The following is a 24,330-nucleotide window of genomic DNA, read 5'->3' on the forward strand; positions in this document are numbered from 1 at the left end:
TACCCGCATGCACTATAATGAATAATGATAAACAACTATTTATATTGATTTAAAGTATAATTATAAAGTTTGTGCAAGTTTTATCTTTGTCAATAGAGCGATGATTTTATTTATACCAATATTATTTCCAGATTTTTATAAGTATACAAATTTAATTAATATTACATCTTAAAAGCGTTACTACTTCCTTTTATCAATTGATAATAAACAAATAACATTACTTTTATACATTATAGAATAAGATTATTTTTAATATACAAATTGAACCAGCTAATTTTTAATATAATTTCATCTAACTCATATTAAACATCAACTATCAAAATTTTCCAATATTTTCTTTGATGTTCTAACACCTAAATGTTTTAAATTCTCAGTACGTGATAAAATATTGCCATTTCCTTCTGACAATTTCTTCATTGCATCACTATAAACACCATTTAAAACATTTATTTGTTTGCCAAGCTTTTGCATATCCGATACAAATCCTACTATTTTATCGTACAATGCTCCACCTTGACGTGCTATTTCTATAGTGTTACGATTCTGACGCTCTAATCTCCAAACAGATTCAATAGTTCTTAAAGTAGCAAACAATGTTGATGGACAGACTATTACTATTTTCTTATTCCATGCATAATCATGTAACATAACATCTTCTTGCATTGCAAGAGAATATGCACCTTCTATAGGAATGAACATCAACACAAAATCTGGTGTCTTTAATTTATCTATATTTTGATATTTTTTATTTGACAATACATTAACATGCAATCTTACAGATGTAATAAACTGTTTTAGTAAGACATCTTTTGATTCTTCTGATTTTGTTGAAAAATATTTTTCATAATGAGTTAAAGATACTTTTGAATCAATAATTAAATGTTTATTTTCTGGTAAATTAACAATAGCATCAGGTTGTTGTTTATTACCTTCACTGTTTTGTAAATCCATGCCTGCACCATGTAAAATATAATCCTGGTTTTTTCTTAAACCAGAACTTTCTAATATTTTCTCCAAAATCATTTCTCCCCAATTTCCTTGAACTTTAACATTTCCTTTTAAAACGTTAGCTAAATTCTCAGCTTGTAAGGTAATTTTTTCATTTGCAAGTACAATCCTTTGAATTTCTTGTTTTAACAAAAATTGCTCTTTATTATGCACATCAAATGAATCATCAACTTTCTTTTTAAATAAGTTAATGTGTTCTTGTAATGGATTTAATATTCTACTTAAACTTTCTTGAGATATCTTATTGAATTTATCTGTTTTTTCATCAAAAATACGATTTGCTAGATTTTCAAAATATGACTTGTACTTTTCATCAATTGTAGCAAATTCATTTTTATACAAATCAATGTTATATTTTAAAGTCTTTTTTTCAAACTCTAATTCTGTAATCTTACTTTGCATATTCTGTAATTCAATAGAAAATTGATTGTTTTTACTTCTTAAATCATCATTTTCAAGTTCTAATTTCTGAATTTTTCTTTCCAAATCATCTTTAATCATACAAAGAATTCTATAATCAAACTTTGATATTCTACTTTTTAATGCAATAAAATAACTAACTGATGCTATTAACAAACCTTCTAAAATACATATAACAGTTATTGTCATATTTTTATATTCTTAACTTTTTAATATCTATACATATTCAAATATAATTATACATCTATATTAAATAATAAAAAAGTAAAAGCTAATTCAGTTAATATTGATACTTTACAAGAATTGCTTATAAGGGATGGAGTATTATACATTATTTTTATTACTTTATTAAGAAAATCTATAGAGAACTGTAAATTAAATTATCCATAAAAAAAGAGAATTCCATTATATAAGCTTATCTGTCATTTTCCATAATATATATTATGTAATTATATTTTTTAAGATTTAAATTTAAAGATAGAAAGATCAACAATCTATTTTTAAAACACTATTGTGTGATTAAGTTAGTTATGGATATTACATAAACTAATATGGATATTAATAATAATATTTGCACATACATAAAATTGCGCACAAACATAGAAAAGTATCTGTTTTTGCTGTGTTGAAGAACATACACTGAGTATAGCATTATAAAAATTTTAAAACTAGTACATTCTTAGGTATTTACTCTAAAATACCAAAGAATAGTTCTCCACATATCAGAATTATTGTAAAAATATGTTGACTAAAGGTTGTTTATAAGAGATAAAATTGAAAATAATACAAATGTTTACAAATTAAGGAACTATATTCAAAATTCAGAATTTAATAACCTATAGTAGATCAGAAGATCCAAAATAGAATATAAAACCAACTTTTATATAGAACACACCGTTAATTAGTTATTCTATTGCTCTACCCTGCTCTGTAACTTTCCAGCAAATAACATTTAATATAAATCAAGTACTGTAAAATTGTAGAAAAATGTAAAATGAATGAACACATACTGAACAGGAAATACAAATCCAGCATAAATAATAAAAACTAAACTTAAAATAAAAATTTATTAATCAAGTTTCTTATAATCATGTACAACAAATTCTAATGGCATAATGCCTGATATAGCCATCTTAATGCTAGATAAAGAAAAAGTAACCAACACTTTATGGGATTTAACATGTGATGCTATACCATTTTCCGAAGCTCGTGTTTGAAACGTGACAATAGCACTATTCAAAGAAGTAAAATCTTTTGATAAAAGCTTAATATTATTAATTGTAGTTTCAATAGACATAGTTTTATATTTTGCGTCAGTGTAATGATTAGAATCTACCATCTCTTTAAACGCTAAGTATATTTTCCTCGAAGAGTTATTCTTTACAAAATTAAATTGTATATCTAAATCTTTATGTAAATATGACTCATACCTTTTTACATATTGTGCAACAAGATATTGTGACAATAAAGTTTCTTCACTTTCCTCATTATTAGTACTCAATTTCTTTATTACAGAAAACTCATCAGTGTAACGTTCCGTATATTTAACAAAAGAAAAATCTGTTTTTAATGGAAAATATGCAAACATATCAAGTATCAATATTAACAACATGGAAGATAAGAAAAGTGATATTATAAGCAACCAAGCCCTTTCAGTAACACATAATAAATAACGGCTACAATACCAATCAAAAGCATCCTGAAAATATTTACTACTTCCAATATATCTATTGTTATTATGATCCATAAAATTCTACATAAACATTAATATAAGAGTATAAGTAACATTACTTTAGAAGTAGTAATACTACTAAATTTGTATAATTACCATAAAAACCCTTTTAAAGTTTAGAATAACAACATACAGTTAAAATACATATAATATTTTGTACAAATCATAAATATAGATTTTTTTAAGTGCTTAAATCTTATTTAGTGTAGTTTTTCTCAATAATATATGGTAAACAGAAATTTATTAGCTATTATATATAATTTTGCATTACTTATGATTCATAAATTCAGTTTAAAAATTTTTATTCCCATAATTCTTGCTATAATTTCATACCATGTAAATCAAAAATGGATATTTGAATTTGCTAAAGCATTTGGAGATATTTTTATTAATTTATTGAAATTAATTAGCTTACCAGTAGTTTTTTTTTCAATTACATCAACAATCTCTGGATTAGCAAATTTAATCGAAATAAAAAATTTGATAAAAAAAACCATGTTCTATACTGTATCTACTACAATAGTTGCAGCAACTATAGCACTTACAATGTATTTATTAATTGATCCATCAAAAAAAGCACTTGTACTAAATGTACTACATACTAATGAACATATTAATACTCCAGATTATTTATCATATTTAATTTCAATATTACCACACAATTTCATCAAAGTATTTTTAGATAATAATGTAATAGGATGTGTTATACTTGCCTTCCTAATGGGAGGATCTCTATTAGTATTACCTGATAAAAATAAACGTGAATTACTACATAAAGTTCTTGATGCACTTTTCGATACATTTTTAGAAATAGCAAAATTTATACTGAAACTAATGCCTATAGCACTGTGGTCATTTATTACTGTATTATTATATAATACTGAAGAAGGATATAATTTATCAAGTATTTTAAAATATCTACTATGTATAATGTTAGCAAATTTTATACAGGCATTTATCATTTTACCATTATTGTTAAAATTAAAAAAAATTCCTGTAACAGAAACATTTCGTGGCGTATTACCAGCATTAACTATAGCATTTTTTTCAAAATCCTCTACAGCAACATTACCAACTACTCTTCGTTGCGCACAAGATAATTTAAAGATTTCAAAACAAATATCATCATTTATATTACCAATCTGCACAACTATTAATATGAATGCATGTGCTGCATTTATATTAATCACAGTATTTTTTGTATCAGAAATGAATGAATATACATTTTCCATTGGCGAAATGTTTTTATGGATATTCCTAGCAACAGGAGCTGCTATTGGTAATGCAGGAGTACCAATGGGATGTTATTTTATGGCTATGAGCTATCTTATATCAATGAAAGTACCTTTAAGTATCATGGGAATTATATTACCTGTGTATACAATAATAGATATGTTTGAAACCGCAATAAATGTATGGTCAGACGTATGCATTGCACAAATAATAAATAAAGAGTATAGCATTTCAACTAAAGAAAACGAAAAAAATTAGTTATAGAATCAAATAGATGTGCACCTAATTGACTAAATGTTCTCTAATGTACTGCTCAACCAATAATTTTTGGAACAATTATTTTAAATTATTATCAAAGCTCATAACTTTATTATTATTCAATATTGAAAAGCTTTTAGATTTTACTTACTATATAACTCTAATATCTTAGTATTATTTCACTAAAATGCTATTTTATACATAAAATTCCTTTAACTATTTTAATTTTTAAAATAAATATTTTTATGAAAAACAATACAAAAAATTTATTTTTTTGACGAAAATAAGATACTGTGTTTTATTGATAATTATATAATGAATAGACTGATGGAAATAAAAATGCATAAAAGACAATGATATGCAAAACATATATAATTGCAGAATCTTGCCTAAAACATGCTAAGTATAAGACATATATAAAACAATTGTTCCTAAAAAACCCTGAAATATTCAACAAAAATATTATTGAGTAAACTATTTAATACATTAACATAAGATTCAACTTAATAATAATTACGCACTCTATAATGTATTAGAACATTGATCATTATAAATTATAGTATAATTTTTTAATACTGAACTCGGATTAGTAACATTTTCTACATCAACATATACACCATCAAGTGACCGAGAAAATGATTTAACTTCACAAGTACATGACATATCAAAGCTGAAGTCATCTTTAATAACAGAGCTATCAAATAGATCAAAAGTTATGTTATCATAAACTGCAAAATAATTTTTTATTGAATTACTAGAATAATTTTTAAAAGCAATAAATTTCATCGCATTAGATAGTAATTCTGACCAAGTCATAAAAGAAATATCACAGGTATCATAATATAGTGATTCATTATCAGAATATATATTATGCATATTATCACGCAGAACCAGACCATTATTATTATAATAGTACGTATTATATTTATTATCTAATAAACTCAAAACAATATAAGTATCTGAAAAGCATAAATTACCTAAATTATCATAACAAAAAGTCTTTTTCTTAGAAGCATTGCTATTTTCACCAACCATTACATGATCATCAATAAAGTACGGTATCTTATTCTCATCCAAAAAATAAAGTTTTTTACTTTGTTTATCATAAAAATATGCATTATTTTGCAAATCAATAAGATTTAAGTAAAGATCATCATCATTTATACTGTTGATTGCACAATTATGAATAACAAGATTCATTTTTTTTCTATAAGATGTAGTAACACATGGAGGATTACACTGTAAAAACTTATACATATCTTTTGTATGCAATAAAGCGGCAGCACAAAACCCATTATCATCAACAACCTTTATATTTTCTCCTTTAACAAGCAATATAAAATGATTTTCAAAAGATTCAGTAATACAAATACAATAATCTTTTATATCTATTATACTAAGTGTAGTATCCAATATATTTTCAATATTATGACGTGATTCTTCTATTTTTTTTAATAAAAAGCTTCTTGTAAGAACAGAAGTACTAGAATTATTAACTAACATCATTCTATATAATAATTTAAGAATATATATTAATATATAAATATTTTTATTTTATATCTACATATATTTAATTAAAATTATCTAATATTTTATATCTTTTTTAATTTTAATATACAATTTGCAATAGAAGTACTATAGCACCTGTAATATTTACAATTTAGTTATTCTAAATCTACAAAGGTATTTCTTAAGATATATTTTTATCTGAATATATTTGCTTCACTCTAATAGAACGTAAAAGTAATCATTTTATAGATTTTACTTAACACAAAAATTCTCTATTACACTTTTGATAATCAAGTAATATTTTTGAATACATAAAACACTGTAACAGTAATTAACTAAATAATTAATTACTTTATAAATTCTTTACCATTCATATACTTCCTTAAAGCAACTGGTATTGTTATAGAACCATCTCTATTTTGATAATTTTCTAAAATCGCAATAATAGTTCTTCCTATCGCTAAAGCAGAACCATTTAATGTGTGTACAAATTTACTAACTTTAACATTGTTAGTTATAGTAGTATATTTAGTATTCATTCTACGTGCCTGAAAAGCTTTACAGTTTGAACAACTTGAAATTTCTCGGTACTGATTTTGACTTGGTACCCACACTTCAATATCATATGTTATGCTTGCTGAGAAACCCATATCTCCAGTACATAATATCATTACCCTATATGGTAATTCTAAACGTTTTAAAATTTCTTCAGCAACTTGCATCATCCTATCTAATTCTGATGCTGACTGTTCTTCAGTAACTATACTAACTAACTCTACTTTATTAAATTGATGTTGCCGCATCATACCTCTTGTATCTCTACCAGCACTCCCTGCTTCTGATCTAAAACATGGTGAACAAGCAGTCAATCTAATAGGTAAGTCACATGAATTAATATTCATACCTGATACTAAATTAGTAAGTGCTACTTCACTTGTAGGTACAAGTCGAAAATTCTCTGTTGTTTTAAATGAATCATCAGCAAATTTTGGTAATTGTCCCACACAATACATAGCAGATTCATGTACTAATATCGGATGAGATATTTCAGAATAACCAAATTCCTTAGTGTGAATGTCTAACATAAAATTAGCCAAAGCACGATCTAATTGCGCAAGTTGATTTTTAAGTATTACAAACCTTGAGCCAGAAAGTTTTGCAGCTTGCTTAAAGTCCATTAAATTTAACTTTTCTCCTAACTCATAATGAGTCTTCACTTGAAAATCAAAATTTCTTTTATATCCATGTTTTCTTAGCTCAACATTACTACTTTCATCTCTTCCAATAGGCACTATATCATCTGGTATATTTGGTAATACATTAAGAAGGTCAATTAATTGAGAATCTTCTTTTATCATATTGTTAATATCATTTATCTTACTTGTTATATACTTTGAAGATTCTATTTGAGTATCACATTTAATACCACCTTTCTTTAATTTTTCAATTTCTTGAGTAATCTGATTACGTTCCTTCTGCAAAGAATATAGCTGTGTTAATAACTGTTTTTTTTTTATATCTAGTTCTATAATTTTTTGAGCAACCTTTTCACAATTTCTATTTTGCATTGCATAATCAAATAACTCTGGATTACGTTTTATAAAATCTATATCATGCATAAAATTTATTAAATCTATATATATTTCTTTAATACACTATTTATAAGAAAATAAAGCAATCTTCACAGCTATTAAATATAATCACCATTTATATTAAGACACTGTTTTTTATTGTTATACATATTTTTCTTAATAGACAAAATTTGTGGTAAATTATCATATGAGTCAAAAAGCTTATTATTAGTAAAATCATTAAGCAAATCTATTATTTCAAATGGACCATGCTTCCAGTCATATGCCAATTTAATTGCCTTATCAATTACAGATATGTTATGAGACAAATTTGGAATTAGAGATGAAATATATACTAAAGTATTAGACCATACATACCACATAAATTGACAATGCTTATTATTAGCACCAAATAAATCTTGAATTTTTTCAAAGTCACGACTAACAATATATGTTTGTCTATATAAACCAGTATATAAATCTATAACTTGATTATGATTTCCATCATATAATTCATAAAAGCGATAGAATCCACCAATTTTACTAGTAGAACCAGTATATCCATCAGAAATCATTTGTAATACTACCACAGGTACAAAATTGTATAATTTACATAAATAGTCACCTGGCAAATGTTTTATTAAATATTTTACTTTTAATATAAAATTATCTAGCCCTATTTTATCTAATAGATTAAATACTCCAGTCGGTATTCCCATACATTCGTTACTTATAATAAAATCAACCTCTTCTATATTAATATTAAAATTATAAGCTCCTATTAAAGATATCATTAACCAAAATACAATTACTCTATCTAATATAAGACCTGGAATATTATTACATACAATCAAATTAGAAAAACTATTATTCAATATTTGAATGGTATTATCACATTTAATTTGTGAATTATGATAATTAGCACATTCTATCAATTTGATCGTATTGTCAGCCCTAAAAAATGATACAATTAGAAAACTACAAGATACATTATGTTGCATTTCTCTGATCATATCTAAGTAAATACTTGATGTAGCTGAGATAATAACGTTATGGCTAATGTGAGGTAATATCTTACTATACGCATTACGTATTAAAATGACATCTTCTTCTTCTTTCTCAGAATTAATATTGATTACCCATCCCACGTCTCTAAGACATGACAAATCATCATTTAAATGTACAACACTTACTAAAATACCATCTTCTTGATACTGTAAAATATTATCAGCTTTATTTAAAATTATTACAACTACTGAAATATTACACTTTACCATGTAGTTAATAATACTACTAACACCAATTCTTTTAAAATTTACAATCGCTACCTTTTGTATTTGCACACAACCCTTCCCTTCTCAGTAATAAATCCTAAAAGAATAACAATTTAATAAAATAATTATCAAGCAAAGATATACTACCAATTATACACCAAATTCATCTTCAATTTTTTTGACAATATCTTCCGGCGGATTCTCCCCCCACCCAGAATATAATATTTGTCCATATAAAGCAACATCTATAGAACCTGATCTACTTTTAGCAAGAAACATTTCCCTCTTACCTTTATCTACTAATACATAATGCCAAGCAGCTCTTCCATTATCTTTTCCTCGTACAAGGAATAAGCAATCTAACCTACTTTTCTTTGTAGATTCTGCAAAATTCTTATTATTTAATTTACTTTTTCTCATTACACTTTTTGAATCAGCAAAAGGAACGTCTTTTTCATTTTTATTATCTTGCAACATACCAGAAAATTTTGCTGATCTACTAGGTAAAGCATTAGGGTTTTTATACCTTTCCGTAAAACTGCTCGCACCAACTTTCCTATTAGCAGCAAATTGTTTGGCAAATTTTGAGTCTTTGTTTATCTCGTCACCCATCTACTTTCACCTAACTTAATTAAAACCATGCATTATAAAAAACTACTAGCTCTTTATTATATACTATATTTTTAGTATACTTCATATACACTCACTAATTAACTTAATTATGCACAAGCAACATGAATAATATATTAATTATTACTGGGCCTACAGCATCTGGCAAGTCTAAAACATCTATAAAAATAGCGCAAGATAATAATGGAATTATTGTAAATTGCGACTCAAAACAAATATATAAAGAAATCCCAATAATTACAGATCAACCAAAATTAAATGATCATTCTGTCAAGCATATATTATATGGATATATATCAGTAACACAACAATATTCTGTAGGATTGTGGATAGAAGACTTAAAAAAAGAAATATTATCTATTACATATGAAAAAAAGCTACCAATTATAACTGGAGGTAGTGGAATGTATATAAACAGTATAATATACGGACTATCACAAATTCCTAAAATAGAAGATGATGTAAGATATAAAACAAAAAAGCTATTTGAAGATTTAGGAAATAAAGAATTTTATACGTTATTAATAAATAAAGACCCTCTAGCCAAATGTCTACATCAAAATAATTCTCATAAATTATTAAGAGCATATGAAGTAATAGAACAAACAGGTATATCCATATTCTCGTGGAAAAAAAATACAATACGTCAACCTATATTTAACAATTTCAAGCTTTGTGTTCTTCTACCACCACGGGATCAAGTATATAAAACAATAAATGAGCGTTTTATCAATATGATAAACACAGCTGTAATAGAAGAAATAGAAAATCTACTCTCATTAAACATTCCTAAACACTTTCCTGCAATGAAAGCACATGGTGTTCCAGAAATAATAAATTATTTGGAAAATAAAATCAGTATTGATCAAGCTATAGAAATAGCACAAAAAAATACTAGACACTATGCTAAGCGTCAATACACATGGTTTAAAAATCAATTCCCTCATGCATCATTTTATGAATCAAAAGAGCAATTACTAGAATCCATAAAAAATTATCAAAATTAGATACATAATACATACATAACAAAGTGTTTTATAAATAATATCAAGAAAATATAGACAACTTCCTAACAAATAACATAAATGTTTTAATATTGTTAAATATATTGAACAATAGATCATTTTGTGAATCTGTTGTGTACTGTTAATTCTATACAAGAATGTATAGAATTATAGTGATGAGTATCTATCTTTATTACTACACTTATAACATTTTTCATAATTGACTTTGTTACATAAATACGCTATGTAGTAAAATACATAAGAAAACAATTAAGTCCAGCATCAAAGATATTTGTTAAAGGATTAGATTTGTAGAAATCATAGTACAATTGTTGTTTACTGATAGGTTTTTTAATATTGAAGATATAGATCAAGTAATTATTTGATACATAAAGATACTAAAATGAATGAAGTTTTGTATAATATATCAATCAATAAAACATTACCTACTTTGTTATAATTTGTTTTGTGTTTGAACGTTTAACGCAATATAAATTAAGAAATATAATGCAAATCTTTCCATTATCACTGATTACACTTTGTATAGTAAAGTGATAAATTTTTTTATTTATAATAAAAATATAGTAGCCATTCCTAGAAATATCAAAAAGGATAATGTATCACTTGTAGCACATATGATGATAGAAGAAGATATAGCAGGATCAATTTTAAATAAATTCAATATCATTGGTATTGCAGTACCTAAAAATGTTGCTATTGAGAAAGTAATAATCATTGATGTACCTGCTAATATTTGAATATCAACATGTTGTCCTCTTAACATCAGTGCTATTGAAGATACGATAGCCAATATTAAACCATTGATAAACCCTACAGATAACTCTTTAAAAAGTAATCTATTAGCATTCCTATTAGTAAGTTGTTTAGTAGATAATGCCCTAATTGTTACTGTTAAAGCTTGTAATCCTGCATTACCACTCATCGATGCAATAATTGGCATTATTATCGATAATGCTATAAAATGTTGAATAGTATTGCTGAAAATTCCTATAATCATTGAACTAACCGTAGCTGTAAGCAAGTTTACGAAGAGCCATGGTAATCTTTTTATAACTGTTTTTATCAATGAAGAGCTGATATCATTATTTGATACCATTCCTAAATGTAAAACATCTTTCTCAGCTTCTTGATGCATGACATTTAATATGTCGTGTACTATTATTGATCCTATAATTCTTCCATCTTTATTTATTACTGGAGCTGATAATAGAGAGTACTTTCTAAAAATCTCTGCAACTTCTTCTTGAGTAGTATGTGATTTTATTATTTTTATATCAGTTTTCATTAGGTTTTTTATAATTTGTGTACTATTTGAGCAAATTATGCTATCTAGCCTTAGATACCCTATAGGATTTAACTTTGGATCTACAATAAAAATCTCATAAAATTCTTTGCTTAATTTATTATTCTGTTTTAAGAAAGTGAGTAGTTGACTTATAGTCCAATATTCTGGAGCAATAATGATATCTTTGTGCATTAATCTACCAGCACTTTCTTCTGGATATGATAACAGTTCATTAACGTCAATTTTACTGTTTTTTGGTAATATATTTAAAATATTTACCTGACTTTCCTTATCAAGATCTTCAATAATTGCCACTATATCTTCTGTATTCAATTGAGATATTAAAGATGCTACTTTTTTTATCCCTAGAATTTTAATTATTTCCTGACGTAAATCTGGAACTAGATGTATGAGAATGTCTTTTACCAGATTATCATTAATGTTATTCAAAAATTCTTTGCGATGTTGATATGTCGAAGTTAACAAAAAATATGCAAGTTGTACGTTGTCTGATTTATCAATTATCTCTTCTACAACATTGTAATTTTGCTTTTCTAATGCTTCAGTTAAAGAGTTACTTATTTTTTCGTCTAATATATAATGTAAAGTATTACCACTTTCTTGTGTAGACATGCTAATTTGGTCCTTAGATTATTGATCAAATAATACAAAAAAATTACAAACAACTCAGTATAAGTTATATAAATAAATTCTAAATACATTTTTAATGTTAATAATAAATATTTAATTTTCAAGGTAATATTCCTTTGATCTAAATCATTGACTAAGTATCAAAATTTATATATCTTACTTAAGTTTTAGCCCCTATGGCGGAATTGGTAGACGCGGTAGACTCAAAATCTACTATCCTAAAGGATATGCTGGTTCAAATCCGGCTAGGGGTACTTAAAAATAAAGTTGTTAGTTGTTGCAAGTTTTTTTTATTTTATTACAATACTGGTTGAGTTTGACTAATCACTATAAAAGTTGATCTTCTTCATTCTCTGTTTTTTATTGTAAGGTATAAGATGTCAAGTTTAGCTAACAAAGCAAAGAGTAAAGGTAAAAGTAGCAAAAGTAAGAGTAATGTGAATACTCAAGTTGATGGATTAAGTGAGAGTATTGGGCTAGTAGTTCGTGTAATGACTGCAGTTGTAGATGTAAAGTTTGATAATGACAAAGTGCCAAAAATACTTAATGCATTAGAGAGTAAGAAATTTTATAATGGAAAAAAGTTAATTCTTGAAGTCTCTCAACATATTAGTGACAATATCGTAAGGTGCATAGCACTTGATAGTACTGATGGCCTCTCTAGGAATGATGAGTTCATTGATACTTGTGCACCTATATCAGTTCCTGTGGGTCGTGGTACACTAGGCAGGGTTTTTGATGTGCTAGGTAATACAATAGATGATTGTGGACCATTAGAAGAATCAAAATATGTTATTAAACCAATATATTCTGAGATTCCTAAATTAACCGATCAAAAGATTGCAACAGAAATATTGGTTACTGGAATTAAAGTAATAGATTTACTTGCTCCATATCTTAAAGGTGGGAAGGTTGGTCTGTTTGGTGGTGCTGGAGTAGGCAAAACTGTATTAATTATGGAGTTAATACATAACATTGCAAAAGCGCATAGAGGAGTATCTGTTTTTGCTGGTGTTGGAGAACGTACACGTGAAGGGAATGATCTTTATCATGAGATGATAGAATCTGGTGTAATAAACTTAAATGAAAAGGATCAGTCACAAGCAGTGCTAGTATACGGTCAAATGAATGAACCTCCTGGAGCTAGATTAAGAGTTGCATTATCAGCTTTAACTATGGCTGAGTACTTTAGAGATTCTGAAAATCAAGATGTTTTGTTTTTTGTAGATAATATCTTTAGGTTTACCCAATCTGGATCAGAAATCTCAGCCTTACTAGGTAGGATACCATCTGCTGTTGGCTATCAGCCAACATTAGCAGCTGAAATGGGTGCAATGCAGGAAAGGATTACTTCTACCAATAATGGCTCTATTACTTCTGTGCAAGCAATATATGTACCAGCAGATGACTTAACTGACCCTGCTCCAGCAACTTCTTTTGCACATCTTGATTCAACTACTGTTTTATCAAGACAAATATCTGAGCTAGGTATATATCCAGCTGTTGATCCTTTAGATTCAACATCTCAGGCCTTATCCTCTGATATTGTAGGCGAAGAACATTATGAAGTTGCTAAAGAAGTCCAGCGTATATTACAGACATATAAATCTTTACAAGATATCATTGCAATTCTTGGTATGGATGAGCTCTCAGAAGATGATAAGCTTATAGTTGCTAGGGCAAGGAAAATTCAAAGATTTTTATCACAGCCCTTCCATGTTGCTGAGGTCTTTACAGGTTCTCCTGGTAAGTTTGTATCTCTTGAAGACACTGTTTCAAGTTTTAAAGGGCTAGTAGAAGGAAAATATGATCACTTACCTGAAGCTGCATTTTACATGGTTGGTAGTATAGATGATGTGATAAAAAAGGCAGAATTACTTCAAAAAGAAGGTAAAGTGTAATGAAGTATCTTGACGTTGAACTTATCACTCCAGATGAGTTCTTAGATATTACTAATGTTTTATCTGTTACTTCATACACTACAGATGGAGAATTTGTAATATTGCCTGGACATGAAAAGTTTATGATAGAGTTACGTTCCGGGCTTATTAAATTAAAAGTTGGTGAAGACGTTTGCATGTTTTATATATTAAATCCTGTGTTAAGAGTTGATTCATATAATTGTAAGGTTATAGCAAATCAGTTTATTAATACTTGTAGTGTTAATGCTGCTATTCTTAAAGAATACAAGGAAGATATAGAAAAAATTTTACATCTTATAGATGATGAAACACTACTTAAAATGGCAAAGAAGCAATTAACTTTTATAGATAACATAATAAATTAAGGTCCAAGGTCTTATGAAATTATTTCTTGACACTGTAGATATAGATTTTTTAAAAGAATTTAGTATTACAGGTTTAATAGATGGTGTAACAACCAATCCATTGCTTATGTCAAAATCAAATTTGGAATGTCAAGATTTGATACTAAAGATTTGTTCATTGATACCAGGTCCTGTAAGTATTGAGGTAATATCCACATCTTATAAAGACATGATCAAGGAAGGTTTAGATATTTCTAAAATTGCAGGTAATATTGTAGTAAAGCTCCCTTTAACTTATGACGGGTTAATTGCATGTAAAGTTTTATCATGTGAGCATAATGTAAAAGTTAATGTAACTCTTTGTTTTTCTGTACCTCAAGCTATTTTAGCAGCAAAATCTGGTGCTTATTTTATATCACCTTTTGTTGGAAGGATAGATGATATCGGACAATCAGGAATGCAATTAATTAAAGATATACGTGACGTTTATAATAGTTATAATGCACTTAATACTGAAGTTCTCGTAGCATCTGTACGTAATATTACACATGTTATAGAAGCTGCAAAAATAGGAGCTGATATCGTTACAATTCCTCCATCTATTTTTAAGCAGATGTTTATACACCCACTGACGGATAAAGGTCTCGAGAGCTTTTTGCAAAGTTGGAATGCATCTGGTAAAAAAATATTTTCTTAATAAAAAGTTAATATAAGCATTTTTACTTCTCAATTTGGCAAGTATCGTATTGAAGTATTACTGTTAGTGCAATATAACTTGTATGTATGAAACCTTTTTTATGACTTTGTGCATCATAAATTAGGATTATCCTTGCTTTAACTGTATTATGTTTTACTAGCAGCATTATGTTTAATATAATGCTGCATATTTAAAGTATATTTTGATATATGTTTTAACTTTCAAACGTTTGATGATTTATATTCAAATAAAATGTGATATACTACCGTATGTTAAGAGCAAACATGAGAAAATTGCATGAATATTTCTAATCTTACTTCACAAAATGAAAATAATGTAGTGATTGAAAATCTAAAACGTTATATAGAAAGAATTGAAAAGTTAGAATCTGAAAAAGAAGAGATAAGTCGGTATATTAAGAAAGTATATAATGAGGCAAATAGTAATGGATTTAACGCTAAGGTAATGAGACAAATAGTAAAATTAAGAAAGATGGATAATGATGATAGAGAAGAACATGAAATGTTGTTAATGACTTATAAAAGGGCACTTGGAATATTAGTTGAAGTTGATGAGTGATTGGAAGCAAGTTTCTGAAGATTAAAAAATGATTTTGTACAGTAATTGAGTTTCTTATTTTGTTAAAGTATGTTATAGAAGCATTGATACTATGATCAACAGAAAAGAATTAGAAACAGTATTGTTGTTTTGGATTGCAACTTCTTTTTGAGTTTTTTGTACAGCTTAGAACTCCTCTATTATGTTATCTTTAAATTTAATAAATTTTATTGTATAATAGAGAATTATTTAAATATGTCTTTTTAAATTCTAATAACTATTCCACATATCTGAGTAGATTTATTAATTAATTCTTGTATATAAAAAAATCACATTAATTAGAATATTGTAAATCAAATTTTTTATTTTACTAAATTCACTAATTGTTGTCGATATAATTAAAAAAAAACTGCTTGTGAGGATTCAGTAAATTAATAAAAATACTTATAATACTTTAGAAAATTCAATCATACATTTTAATTTATAAAAAACTATAATAAAAACCATAATTATTAAAGTACTTAAATTATAACACATTTATTCCTCTCTACACACCTTGAGAACCTTAGTCAACACAAGAAAATTAAAATCCAAAGAAATTTGTGAAAAATGATGCTGTAGAAAACATTGACAAAATACTGCTCAAAGAAAGGTCAAGATTATATTTGTATAAGTACATATAAAAGGTAGTAGAACAGTAAGCAACAATCTAATATTTTTATTATTGAAAAAACAAATTTTTAATTATTAATACAAAATCATACTTAGCTCATTATGAAAGTAATTTTTCAATAAAATACCTTAATCAAACAGTTTATTACATCTATAATATTACGTGTTAATGTGTTATTAAAAAGACATTAAAACATAAAAACTTTTTACATACAACAAGCATAACTTTGAACACGAGCGCTACATTCACAAAAAGAAACTAAAGAAGGATTAGCACCTTGTTGTGAATCAACACCAATTTTCTCTAGATATTGACTAGCTTCTTTACTTAGAGAATTATCCATAAACCTTTTAATAATTTTATATAAGTACAACTTACGAAAACATAACCTTCTCTCCTGTTCATCATTCTCCATCAACTTTTCAGTATAACCAATTTCTCTGGTAAGCATTAAACTTTCCAATTTATCCATTGAACATTTTACTCTATTTTCTACACCATCTTCTAAAACTTGAATTGCATCACATACAATCCCATTGTCTATAAGCTTTTTCTTTATAATTCTTAAAATTTTTAAATCTTTAGGATAATACAATTTCCTACTCAATAATCCTTCTACAACTTGATTTAACTTTTCTTTTACTTTTGCCTCTAAACATGAAACAAGTTTTTTTTGTTCATTTATCTTATGATCTAATGGTACAACCAAAGTTGTTTTTACAGAAAACATTGATTCAATTACACAATATACTAAAAACTTAATAAATGATAAAAAATGCGCTACATATGATTTAAATGGTAATATTGTTTTATATTCTTTATTTTTTATCGTTATAAGTGACATTAAACCAGAAAGTTGTGGATTTATTGAAAATGTCCTTCTTACATTTTTATCTACTTCTTGAATCATTTGCCTAATATCACATGCTTGAATTTCTTTTTTTTGTAATATTTCTTGTAATTTCTCTAAATCACTTTTGATTTGAGTGTGCAATGCCATTTCTTCTTCATACATTTCATATCTTCTATGTTGGTTTGGTATACTAGGTAATGAAATGTTACGTATATCATCTATCATGCAACCTATCAACACTTTTAGCCTATCGATAGTTTCAGCTTTAGTTAATTTTTCTTGTAATGGTAAACTGTATAACCTCAGATTTGACACAATGAAGTCCACATTATATGGAGTGATATTTTTCAATCTTCTAAATATAAAATCTTTAGCCTCATCTTGTATGCCTGGTAACAATTCAAACACTCTATTAAGTAGTACTTCTATATCATTGCATTCTTCTTTTATTTTTGAAACACTGCTTTGTAACGTATCCAACTTTACTAATTCCTTATGCTCTTCCATCAAAAAAATATCTACTGTTTCTTCTACTTCATCATTGCTTACCAAAAACTTTAGTTCTTGACTTATTGTGCTCATTAATAAATCTTCATCTTGCATTTCAACATTTGTTATTCCAAGTATTATACTTAAAGTTTCTTTATGCAAGTCATTCAGTTGTACCTTTAAAGAGTTTGCTAAACATAAAAAAAAGTGCAAATCATCTATCATAAACATCTGATCCTCTTCAAATTGATGTCCTACTGCACTTAATTGTTCTGAAATAGAAGATGATCTCATCAATGCTTGTACTTTTTCTTTTAAGTTAGAAACATTAGATAACCTATAGTCTGTCAAAAACCCATCATTTAAACATTCAAAATAACTTATTATATTTCTTGCACGCTCCATTGGAGTTTTGTTATATAACAATTCCGATATTCTCTTCAACCAAGTTACAATTGTATTAATTTCTTCTATATCACCATCATCATATATCAATTTTCCATTTTCATCAGTTAATAATCTTAGTGAAGCTGCTAATTTTTCCAATTTACCAATAAACCTAACATCCATTATTTCTCCATTTAATAAATGCGTTGCTATATTTTGATCTTCTAGAATCTGATTCTTTTTTTCAATAAACATATATAATATTTGACTAATAGCACCTCTTTTTTTACTCAACTGTTTTGTCATTCTTTCACGAATTGCAGAAAAACCTTCTCCTTCCAGTAGCTCAAACAACAATATTGGTTTTTCTTGTCTACTCAATTGAATTTCTAAAATTCTTCTCTCATCATCTGAAAGATTTAATAAATGTAAATAAGATGATCCATCTTTAATTTGCAATAGTGCATTCAATAATTCTTTTAACTCATCAATTACTTGACATCTGGTATCATATTTATCTTGTAATTCTATCAAATTTTCAAATAAACTATATACCTGACAAATATACCTATATGAAGGCAACCGCATTGAATTTATTATTTCTATATCACTCAAATTAAATAAAATCTCTTGAATAGCAGTAAAATGCTCACTTAAAAAATCATACCTTGCATAAAGAATATCTAATATTTCTTGTAAATTTGACTGTCCTGTATCTAAAAATCCCTCAGAAATTTTTACTTTGCATTGCACCAATTCTTGACTAGAAAACACTTTTTGCATATTCTCTAACAAAGACAAATATGATATCAAGTCATCATGTAATGATTTTAATAAGGTATTTTCTGTAGAATTAGCAATACTAACAATTTGTGCTACAATATACTTCATTTCTTCAATTAATCCTATTTGATCATTTTCTTCTTGAGATAAATTTTCAAATAAGTGAGCAGCTTTATCTTTTATATCTATTGCATCTATAAACCTTTTTTTACTTGATACATCATTTAATAATGACAATATTTCACTTGTTATTTTATGTAAATTACACCGCTGAACAGCAACATGAGAATTTACTACATCAAATCTCATTTTGATATAAGATAACATTTCACCAGCTTTGCTCAACAAGTTACCACTTGACGTCATAGCATCCCTTTTTTCAATTAAAGCTTTTAATTTTTCTTCTTGTTGCAAAAACTCAATGATCTGCATACTTAATGATTTGCTAGGTAATTCATATTGCACTTCATCCGGTACTTCTTCTTCTGTATAATCCTCTAATTCTTCAGTTACTTCCATCTCAAAATTATCAAGAGTTTCCTGTCTACTTTCTTTTAATACATCTAAATCTTCAGCTACTTGTTCTATAATTGGGCTACTCATTGCAAATATTCTATCTATTTCATATTCTGCATCTTGCAAATCCAGGTCAATACTACTGAATTCATCAACGCTTGACGACACTAAATCTCTAGTAAGCATAAATGAATCACAATAATGTCTTTTAGCAGCAACAGAATTACATGCCATATTATATTTTAATTCTGCATTGTATATCCAACTACCAATATCATTATATATCTCACTATTATTTCTTAATGTATTAGATAATGATATTTCATTAGTTAATGCTAACCTACAATCAAAATTATATAACCTTTGGCAATACTCACTAAACAATGATGGATTATCTGATTCTAATCTACCAATTACAGTTAATAAAGCACTAGAGGACTTAAAAACAGATACTATAGATGGAAAATTATTAATATAAATCATACTAGGACTTATGCTAAATAACGGATCATTACAACCATCTTCAGCAGGTACACTTAACTCTTTTAAATAATCATAAAAGCTGTGATATGAGTTTCTCTCACACATCACTTGTCTGACAAAATCATCTTGTGCAACTTTTAAACTATCACTATATTCATAATCATATAATTGAAACCTATATGCTAAATTATTTGACTGCGTTGTAATTTCTCTTTGCATATTTTGTAGAGACTTTAATCCATCTATTGCCCTATTATATTCCTCTAAATTAAATGAGCTTTGCTGTATCATTAAATTAACATCATCAGAAAGACTATCGAACTGTGACTTTTTAAACTCCAACAACCACTTAACATAATGTTCAAACTTTTCATTTAATTCAATCTGCTGTGGCTCTATTATTGCTTTATGTTCTTTCCTAAATAAACTTATCAAATTATTTTTATATATTAAGCAGTCATATAAATACATAATACTAAAAATAGCACTAGCAAATAACAATAACGAAACAAAAAATACTGTGATTATATTACTAACTATATTATCTTTCTTTACAAGTACCTCTGTTTCACGCATCAATAAAAACGTTAACAACATAATCAATGATGCACAAGCAATGATAAGATATAATTTAGATGGAGTCTTAGATGTTGGTATCTTATTAAAATTTAACATTTTTTAAATTTTATGTTAATAAACTTACTAATATTAGCATATAAGGTTTTACTAATCAATAATAAATACTAATTATTTAATACAATTAGTACAAAAACGTAAACCTACTAAAACTATTATGAGAACCATATCATATGGTTAACATTAGTAAATATTTGAACTATGAAACAAAATTAATATTTCAATACTTGTTGTTTATGCATCTGCACAACAAAAATCGTATATTAACTTATTAGTATTGGTATCAAGTTTAATCTTTACATTTCCACCATTAAATAACTTACCAAATAATATTTCTTCTGCTAAATATTTTCTAAGCTTTTTGGAAATAATATTTTCTATATTCCTTACACCACAAGCATCCTTATAACCAGATTGTGCAAAATACATTAACACATCATCTGTTACATCTATATGTACATTTTTCTTTGCCAATTGTTCCTTAAGTTGAAAAATAAATTTCTTCACTACACGCAACATAACTTCTTGATCTAAGGACGAAAATGAAATTATAGCATCCAACCTATTACGAAATTCTGGACTAAAAATTCTTTCAATTGCCTTCTCATTATCTCCATGAGAGAAACTCTTATTTTTAATAAATCCTACAGAATTTTTACTTAATTCAAATGCTCCAGCATTAGTTGTCAAAATAATCACCACATTATGAAAATTTACTTTCTTACCATAAGTGTCAGTAACACACCCATAATCCATTATCTGCAATAATATATTATATATATCATTATGTGCTTTTTCTATCTCATCAAGTAATAACACACTATATTGATGTCTTGAAATAGAGTCAGTTAACAATCCTCCTTGATCATATCCTACATACCCTGGAGGAGAACCTATAATTTTGGAAATAGCATGAGGTTCCATATACTCAGACATATCAAACCTTATTAATTTCATTCCCATATGTTCTGCTAACTGTTTTGCTAATTCAGTTTTACCTACACCAGTTGGCCCAGCAAACAAGTAACTCGCTAAAGGCTTATTGTGATTTCTAAGTCCCGCTTTAGCAATTTTAATTGAATCTACAAGATGAGATATTGCAAAATCTTGCCCAAATATACTTTGTTTAAGATTTGCTTCTAAATTCCTTACTCTATCTAAGTCATTACATGATAAACTACTACATGGTATTTCTGTAATTCTAGAAATTATATGTTCAATATCACTTCCAGTAATAACTTTACTACCAGTATTATGTAATTTACAATATACACCTGCTTCATCTATAACATCTACCGCCTTATCTGGAAGCATTTTCCCTGAAATATATCTATCTGATAATTCTACAGCATACCTAATTGCTTGGTTGGTATACCTCACTTGATGATGTGATTCATAATAAGACTTGATACCATCTAATATTCTTAATGTCTCACTCACTGAAGATTCTTCTACGTTAATTTTCTGATACCTTCTAGCTAATGCTCTGTCTTTTTCGAAATTATTATTATATTCTTTATAAGTAGTAGCACCTATACACCTTAAAGTTCCCCTAGCCAAAGCAGGCTTTAATAAATTACTTGCATCAAGAGACCCACCACTAGTAGATCCAGCTCCAACAATTGTATGAATTTCATCAATAAATAATATTGCTTTTTCTTTTGCTTCTATTGCCTTAATTACAGATTTTATCCTTTCTTCAAAATCCCCACGATAGCGTGTTCCAGCCAATAATGCACCCATATCTAAAGAATATATGACCATTTTTTTTAATTGATCTGGCACATCTCCCTCTATAATTTTTAATGCTAACCCCTCAACAATAGCAGTTTTACCAACACCAGGATCACCAACATATAATGGATTATTCTTCCTCCTTCTTAGTAACACTTCCATTGTCCTATCCAATTCATATGATCTTCCTATCACATAATCTATTTTTCCTTTTTTTGCAGCCTCATTTAAATTAACACAATAACTCTCTAAAATCTCATTATCTTTTAATACATCTTTATTTACATTACTGACTGGTTTACCATACTCCATCTCTCTTACAAACTCTTGATCTATATTAAATTCACCAGTATATAAATTGTTATTAGAAGTATAATTCATAACATCTATGTATTTTACATTTTGCTCATGCAAAAAACATGCACTATAAGAATCTTTTTCTGATAAAATCTCAGCAAGAATATTTGCACCTGTAATTTCACTCTTACCAGAAGTATGAGCATGTATAATAGCCCTGTGTATTAGTCGTTCAAAAACAGCATTAGGTTTAACTTCTGAAATATCCTTATTAATTAAAGTAGGAATCTCATATCTGAGAAAATTTATAATTGTGATTTTTAGTTTATCAATTGATACACGAAAAGCATAAAAAACACGTCTTGCATCTATATCATCAGTTAAAGCCAACAAAAGATGCTCTAAAGTAGCATATTCATGATGAAAGTCAAATGCAATAGATAGTGCTTTATGTAAACTAGCCTCAAGATTCTTTGATAACACTAATGTCCTCAATTTTATAACTAAATAAACTCTATCACTTAAGAATTAAAAATAAGTTGAAAATAAAAATACAAGAACTATAGTATCAATAACATTCAATAGATTTTTAATATTATATGCATTAAATAACATATAGTACATAGCAGTTAACATTCTATAAAGCAATAAGCATGGAAAATGACATTATAAAATTTTTCACTTTATTAGTGCTAGAAGTAGTATTAGGGGTAGACAATATTATCTTTATTTCACTTGCAGTTACCAAAATACATCCAGAATTAAGAAATAAAGTAAAATACATAGGATTATCATTAGCATTAATAATGCGTATTATCACGTTATATGGAGCATCATATATAATTTCATTAAACAAACCAATTATATCACTATTGAATTTTAAGCTTTCACCTAATAATTTATTTATGATATTCGGTGGAACATTTCTAATATATCAAAGTTTATCTGAAATATGGAATGATATTTCCAATAAAAAACACAAAACCAGCAACTTAAAATCAAATTTCTATGTCGTAATATTACAAATAATAACAGTAGATTTTATATTTTCTATAGATTCAATATTGACCGCTATAGGTATTACACACAATATCTTCATTATACAAATAGTATTTGCAACTTCTATTATATTTACCATTTTATTTTTAAATTATATTATAAAAGCTGTTATTAAGTATAGTAATATCAAAACTATAGCTGTTATGTTTGTACTTATGTTAGGTATAATTTTGGTATTAGATGGAATACATATTAAAGTACCACATAATTATCTGTACTTTACTTTTATTTTTTCAACAATTACTGAAGGAATAAACATAGCAAAAAAAAGGAAGTAATTTATTTAAAATCCACTGAATAATA

At 26.9% G+C, this 24,330-nt stretch carries 16 protein-coding genes and 1 tRNA gene; 8 read left to right on the forward strand and 9 right to left on the reverse strand.

Annotated features, from left to right (window positions below; genetic code table 11):
* Window positions 1-309: 309 nt before the first annotated feature.
* Entirely contained in the window at window positions 310-1,617 is a 1,308-nt protein-coding gene (locus tag DRF75_RS00990; protein ID WP_045171562.1) for a DNA recombination protein RmuC, read from the reverse strand.
* Window positions 1,618-2,497: 880 nt separating this feature from the next.
* Window positions 2,498-3,175 (reverse strand): VirB8 family type IV secretion system protein, encoded by a 678-nt coding sequence (locus DRF75_RS00995; protein WP_045171563.1) that lies wholly within the window; start codon window positions 3,173-3,175, stop codon window positions 2,498-2,500.
* Window positions 3,176-3,433: 258 nt separating this feature from the next.
* On the opposite strand from DRF75_RS00995, the gene DRF75_RS01000 reads away from it, so the two are divergent.
* Window positions 3,434-4,651, forward strand: coding sequence for a dicarboxylate/amino acid:cation symporter (locus tag DRF75_RS01000; protein WP_045171595.1), 1,218 nt, complete (start codon window positions 3,434-3,436; stop codon window positions 4,649-4,651).
* A 522-nt stretch (window positions 4,652-5,173) separates the two neighbouring features.
* Here the strand turns inward: DRF75_RS01000 and DRF75_RS01005 are convergent.
* From DRF75_RS01005 to DRF75_RS01020, 4 genes are all read right to left on the reverse strand, one after another.
* Entirely contained in the window at window positions 5,174-6,154 is a 981-nt protein-coding gene (locus DRF75_RS01005; protein WP_129992511.1) for a hypothetical protein, read from the reverse strand.
* 353 nt (window positions 6,155-6,507) lie between these two features.
* Entirely contained in the window at window positions 6,508-7,779 is a 1,272-nt protein-coding gene (serS, locus tag DRF75_RS01010) for a serine--tRNA ligase (protein WP_129992512.1), read from the reverse strand.
* 71 nt (window positions 7,780-7,850) lie between these two features.
* Entirely contained in the window at window positions 7,851-9,074 is a 1,224-nt protein-coding gene (locus tag DRF75_RS01015) for a 3-hydroxyacyl-CoA dehydrogenase (RefSeq protein WP_200887590.1), read from the reverse strand.
* An 81-nt stretch (window positions 9,075-9,155) separates the two neighbouring features.
* Window positions 9,156-9,617 carry a hypothetical protein gene (locus tag DRF75_RS01020; RefSeq protein WP_129992513.1) on the reverse strand — a complete coding sequence of 154 codons (462 nt, stop codon included), beginning with the start codon at window positions 9,615-9,617 and terminating at the stop codon, window positions 9,156-9,158.
* Window positions 9,618-9,739: 122 nt separating this feature from the next.
* On the opposite strand from DRF75_RS01020, the gene miaA reads away from it, so the two are divergent.
* A complete protein-coding gene (gene miaA / locus DRF75_RS01025; protein ID WP_045171568.1) occupies window positions 9,740-10,642 on the forward strand; it encodes a tRNA (adenosine(37)-N6)-dimethylallyltransferase MiaA in 903 nt (300 codons plus the stop codon).
* A gap of 565 nt (window positions 10,643-11,207) precedes the next feature.
* Here miaA and mgtE read toward each other — a convergent pair.
* Window positions 11,208-12,578, reverse strand: a complete 1,371-nt coding sequence (gene mgtE / locus DRF75_RS01030; RefSeq protein ID WP_045171569.1) for a magnesium transporter — start codon at window positions 12,576-12,578, stop codon at window positions 11,208-11,210.
* 188 nt (window positions 12,579-12,766) lie between these two features.
* Between mgtE and DRF75_RS01035 the strand changes: the two genes are divergently transcribed.
* The 5 genes from DRF75_RS01035 to DRF75_RS01055 all read left to right on the forward strand — a co-directional run bounded on the left by DRF75_RS01035 (window position 12,767) and on the right by DRF75_RS01055 (window position 16,138).
* A tRNA-Leu gene (locus tag DRF75_RS01035) sits at window positions 12,767-12,850 on the forward strand.
* A gap of 123 nt (window positions 12,851-12,973) precedes the next feature.
* Window positions 12,974-14,497 (forward strand): F0F1 ATP synthase subunit beta, encoded by a 1,524-nt coding sequence (atpD, locus tag DRF75_RS01040; RefSeq protein ID WP_082020027.1) that lies wholly within the window; start codon window positions 12,974-12,976, stop codon window positions 14,495-14,497.
* Window positions 14,497-14,883 (forward strand): F0F1 ATP synthase subunit epsilon, encoded by a 387-nt coding sequence (locus DRF75_RS01045; protein ID WP_045171570.1) that lies wholly within the window; start codon window positions 14,497-14,499, stop codon window positions 14,881-14,883. The genes atpD and DRF75_RS01045 overlap by 1 nt, the downstream gene beginning before the upstream one ends.
* Before the next feature lie 13 nt (window positions 14,884-14,896).
* Window positions 14,897-15,559: a transaldolase family protein gene (locus DRF75_RS01050; protein ID WP_129992514.1), complete on the forward strand. Its 663-nt coding sequence runs from the start codon at window positions 14,897-14,899 to the stop codon at window positions 15,557-15,559.
* A gap of 297 nt (window positions 15,560-15,856) precedes the next feature.
* On the forward strand, window positions 15,857-16,138 hold the full coding sequence (locus DRF75_RS01055) for a DUF2312 domain-containing protein (RefSeq protein WP_045171572.1): 282 nt from the start codon (window positions 15,857-15,859) through the stop codon (window positions 16,136-16,138).
* A gap of 857 nt (window positions 16,139-16,995) precedes the next feature.
* Here DRF75_RS01055 and DRF75_RS01060 read toward each other — a convergent pair.
* The gene (locus DRF75_RS01060; protein WP_129992515.1) at window positions 16,996-20,976 is read right to left on the reverse strand and encodes a hypothetical protein; all 3,981 of its coding nucleotides are present in this window, start codon (window positions 20,974-20,976) and stop codon (window positions 16,996-16,998) included.
* Window positions 20,977-21,171: 195 nt separating this feature from the next.
* On the reverse strand, window positions 21,172-23,451 hold the full coding sequence (locus DRF75_RS01065; protein ID WP_045171574.1) for an AAA family ATPase: 2,280 nt from the start codon (window positions 23,449-23,451) through the stop codon (window positions 21,172-21,174).
* A 170-nt stretch (window positions 23,452-23,621) separates the two neighbouring features.
* On the opposite strand from DRF75_RS01065, the gene DRF75_RS01070 reads away from it, so the two are divergent.
* A complete protein-coding gene (locus DRF75_RS01070; RefSeq protein WP_045171575.1) occupies window positions 23,622-24,305 on the forward strand; it encodes a TerC family protein in 684 nt (227 codons plus the stop codon).
* Window positions 24,306-24,330 lie beyond the last annotated feature (25 nt).

It is taken from the genome of Ehrlichia minasensis, from assembly GCF_004181775.1.
GTDB lineage: Bacteria > Pseudomonadota > Alphaproteobacteria > Rickettsiales > Anaplasmataceae > Ehrlichia > Ehrlichia minasensis.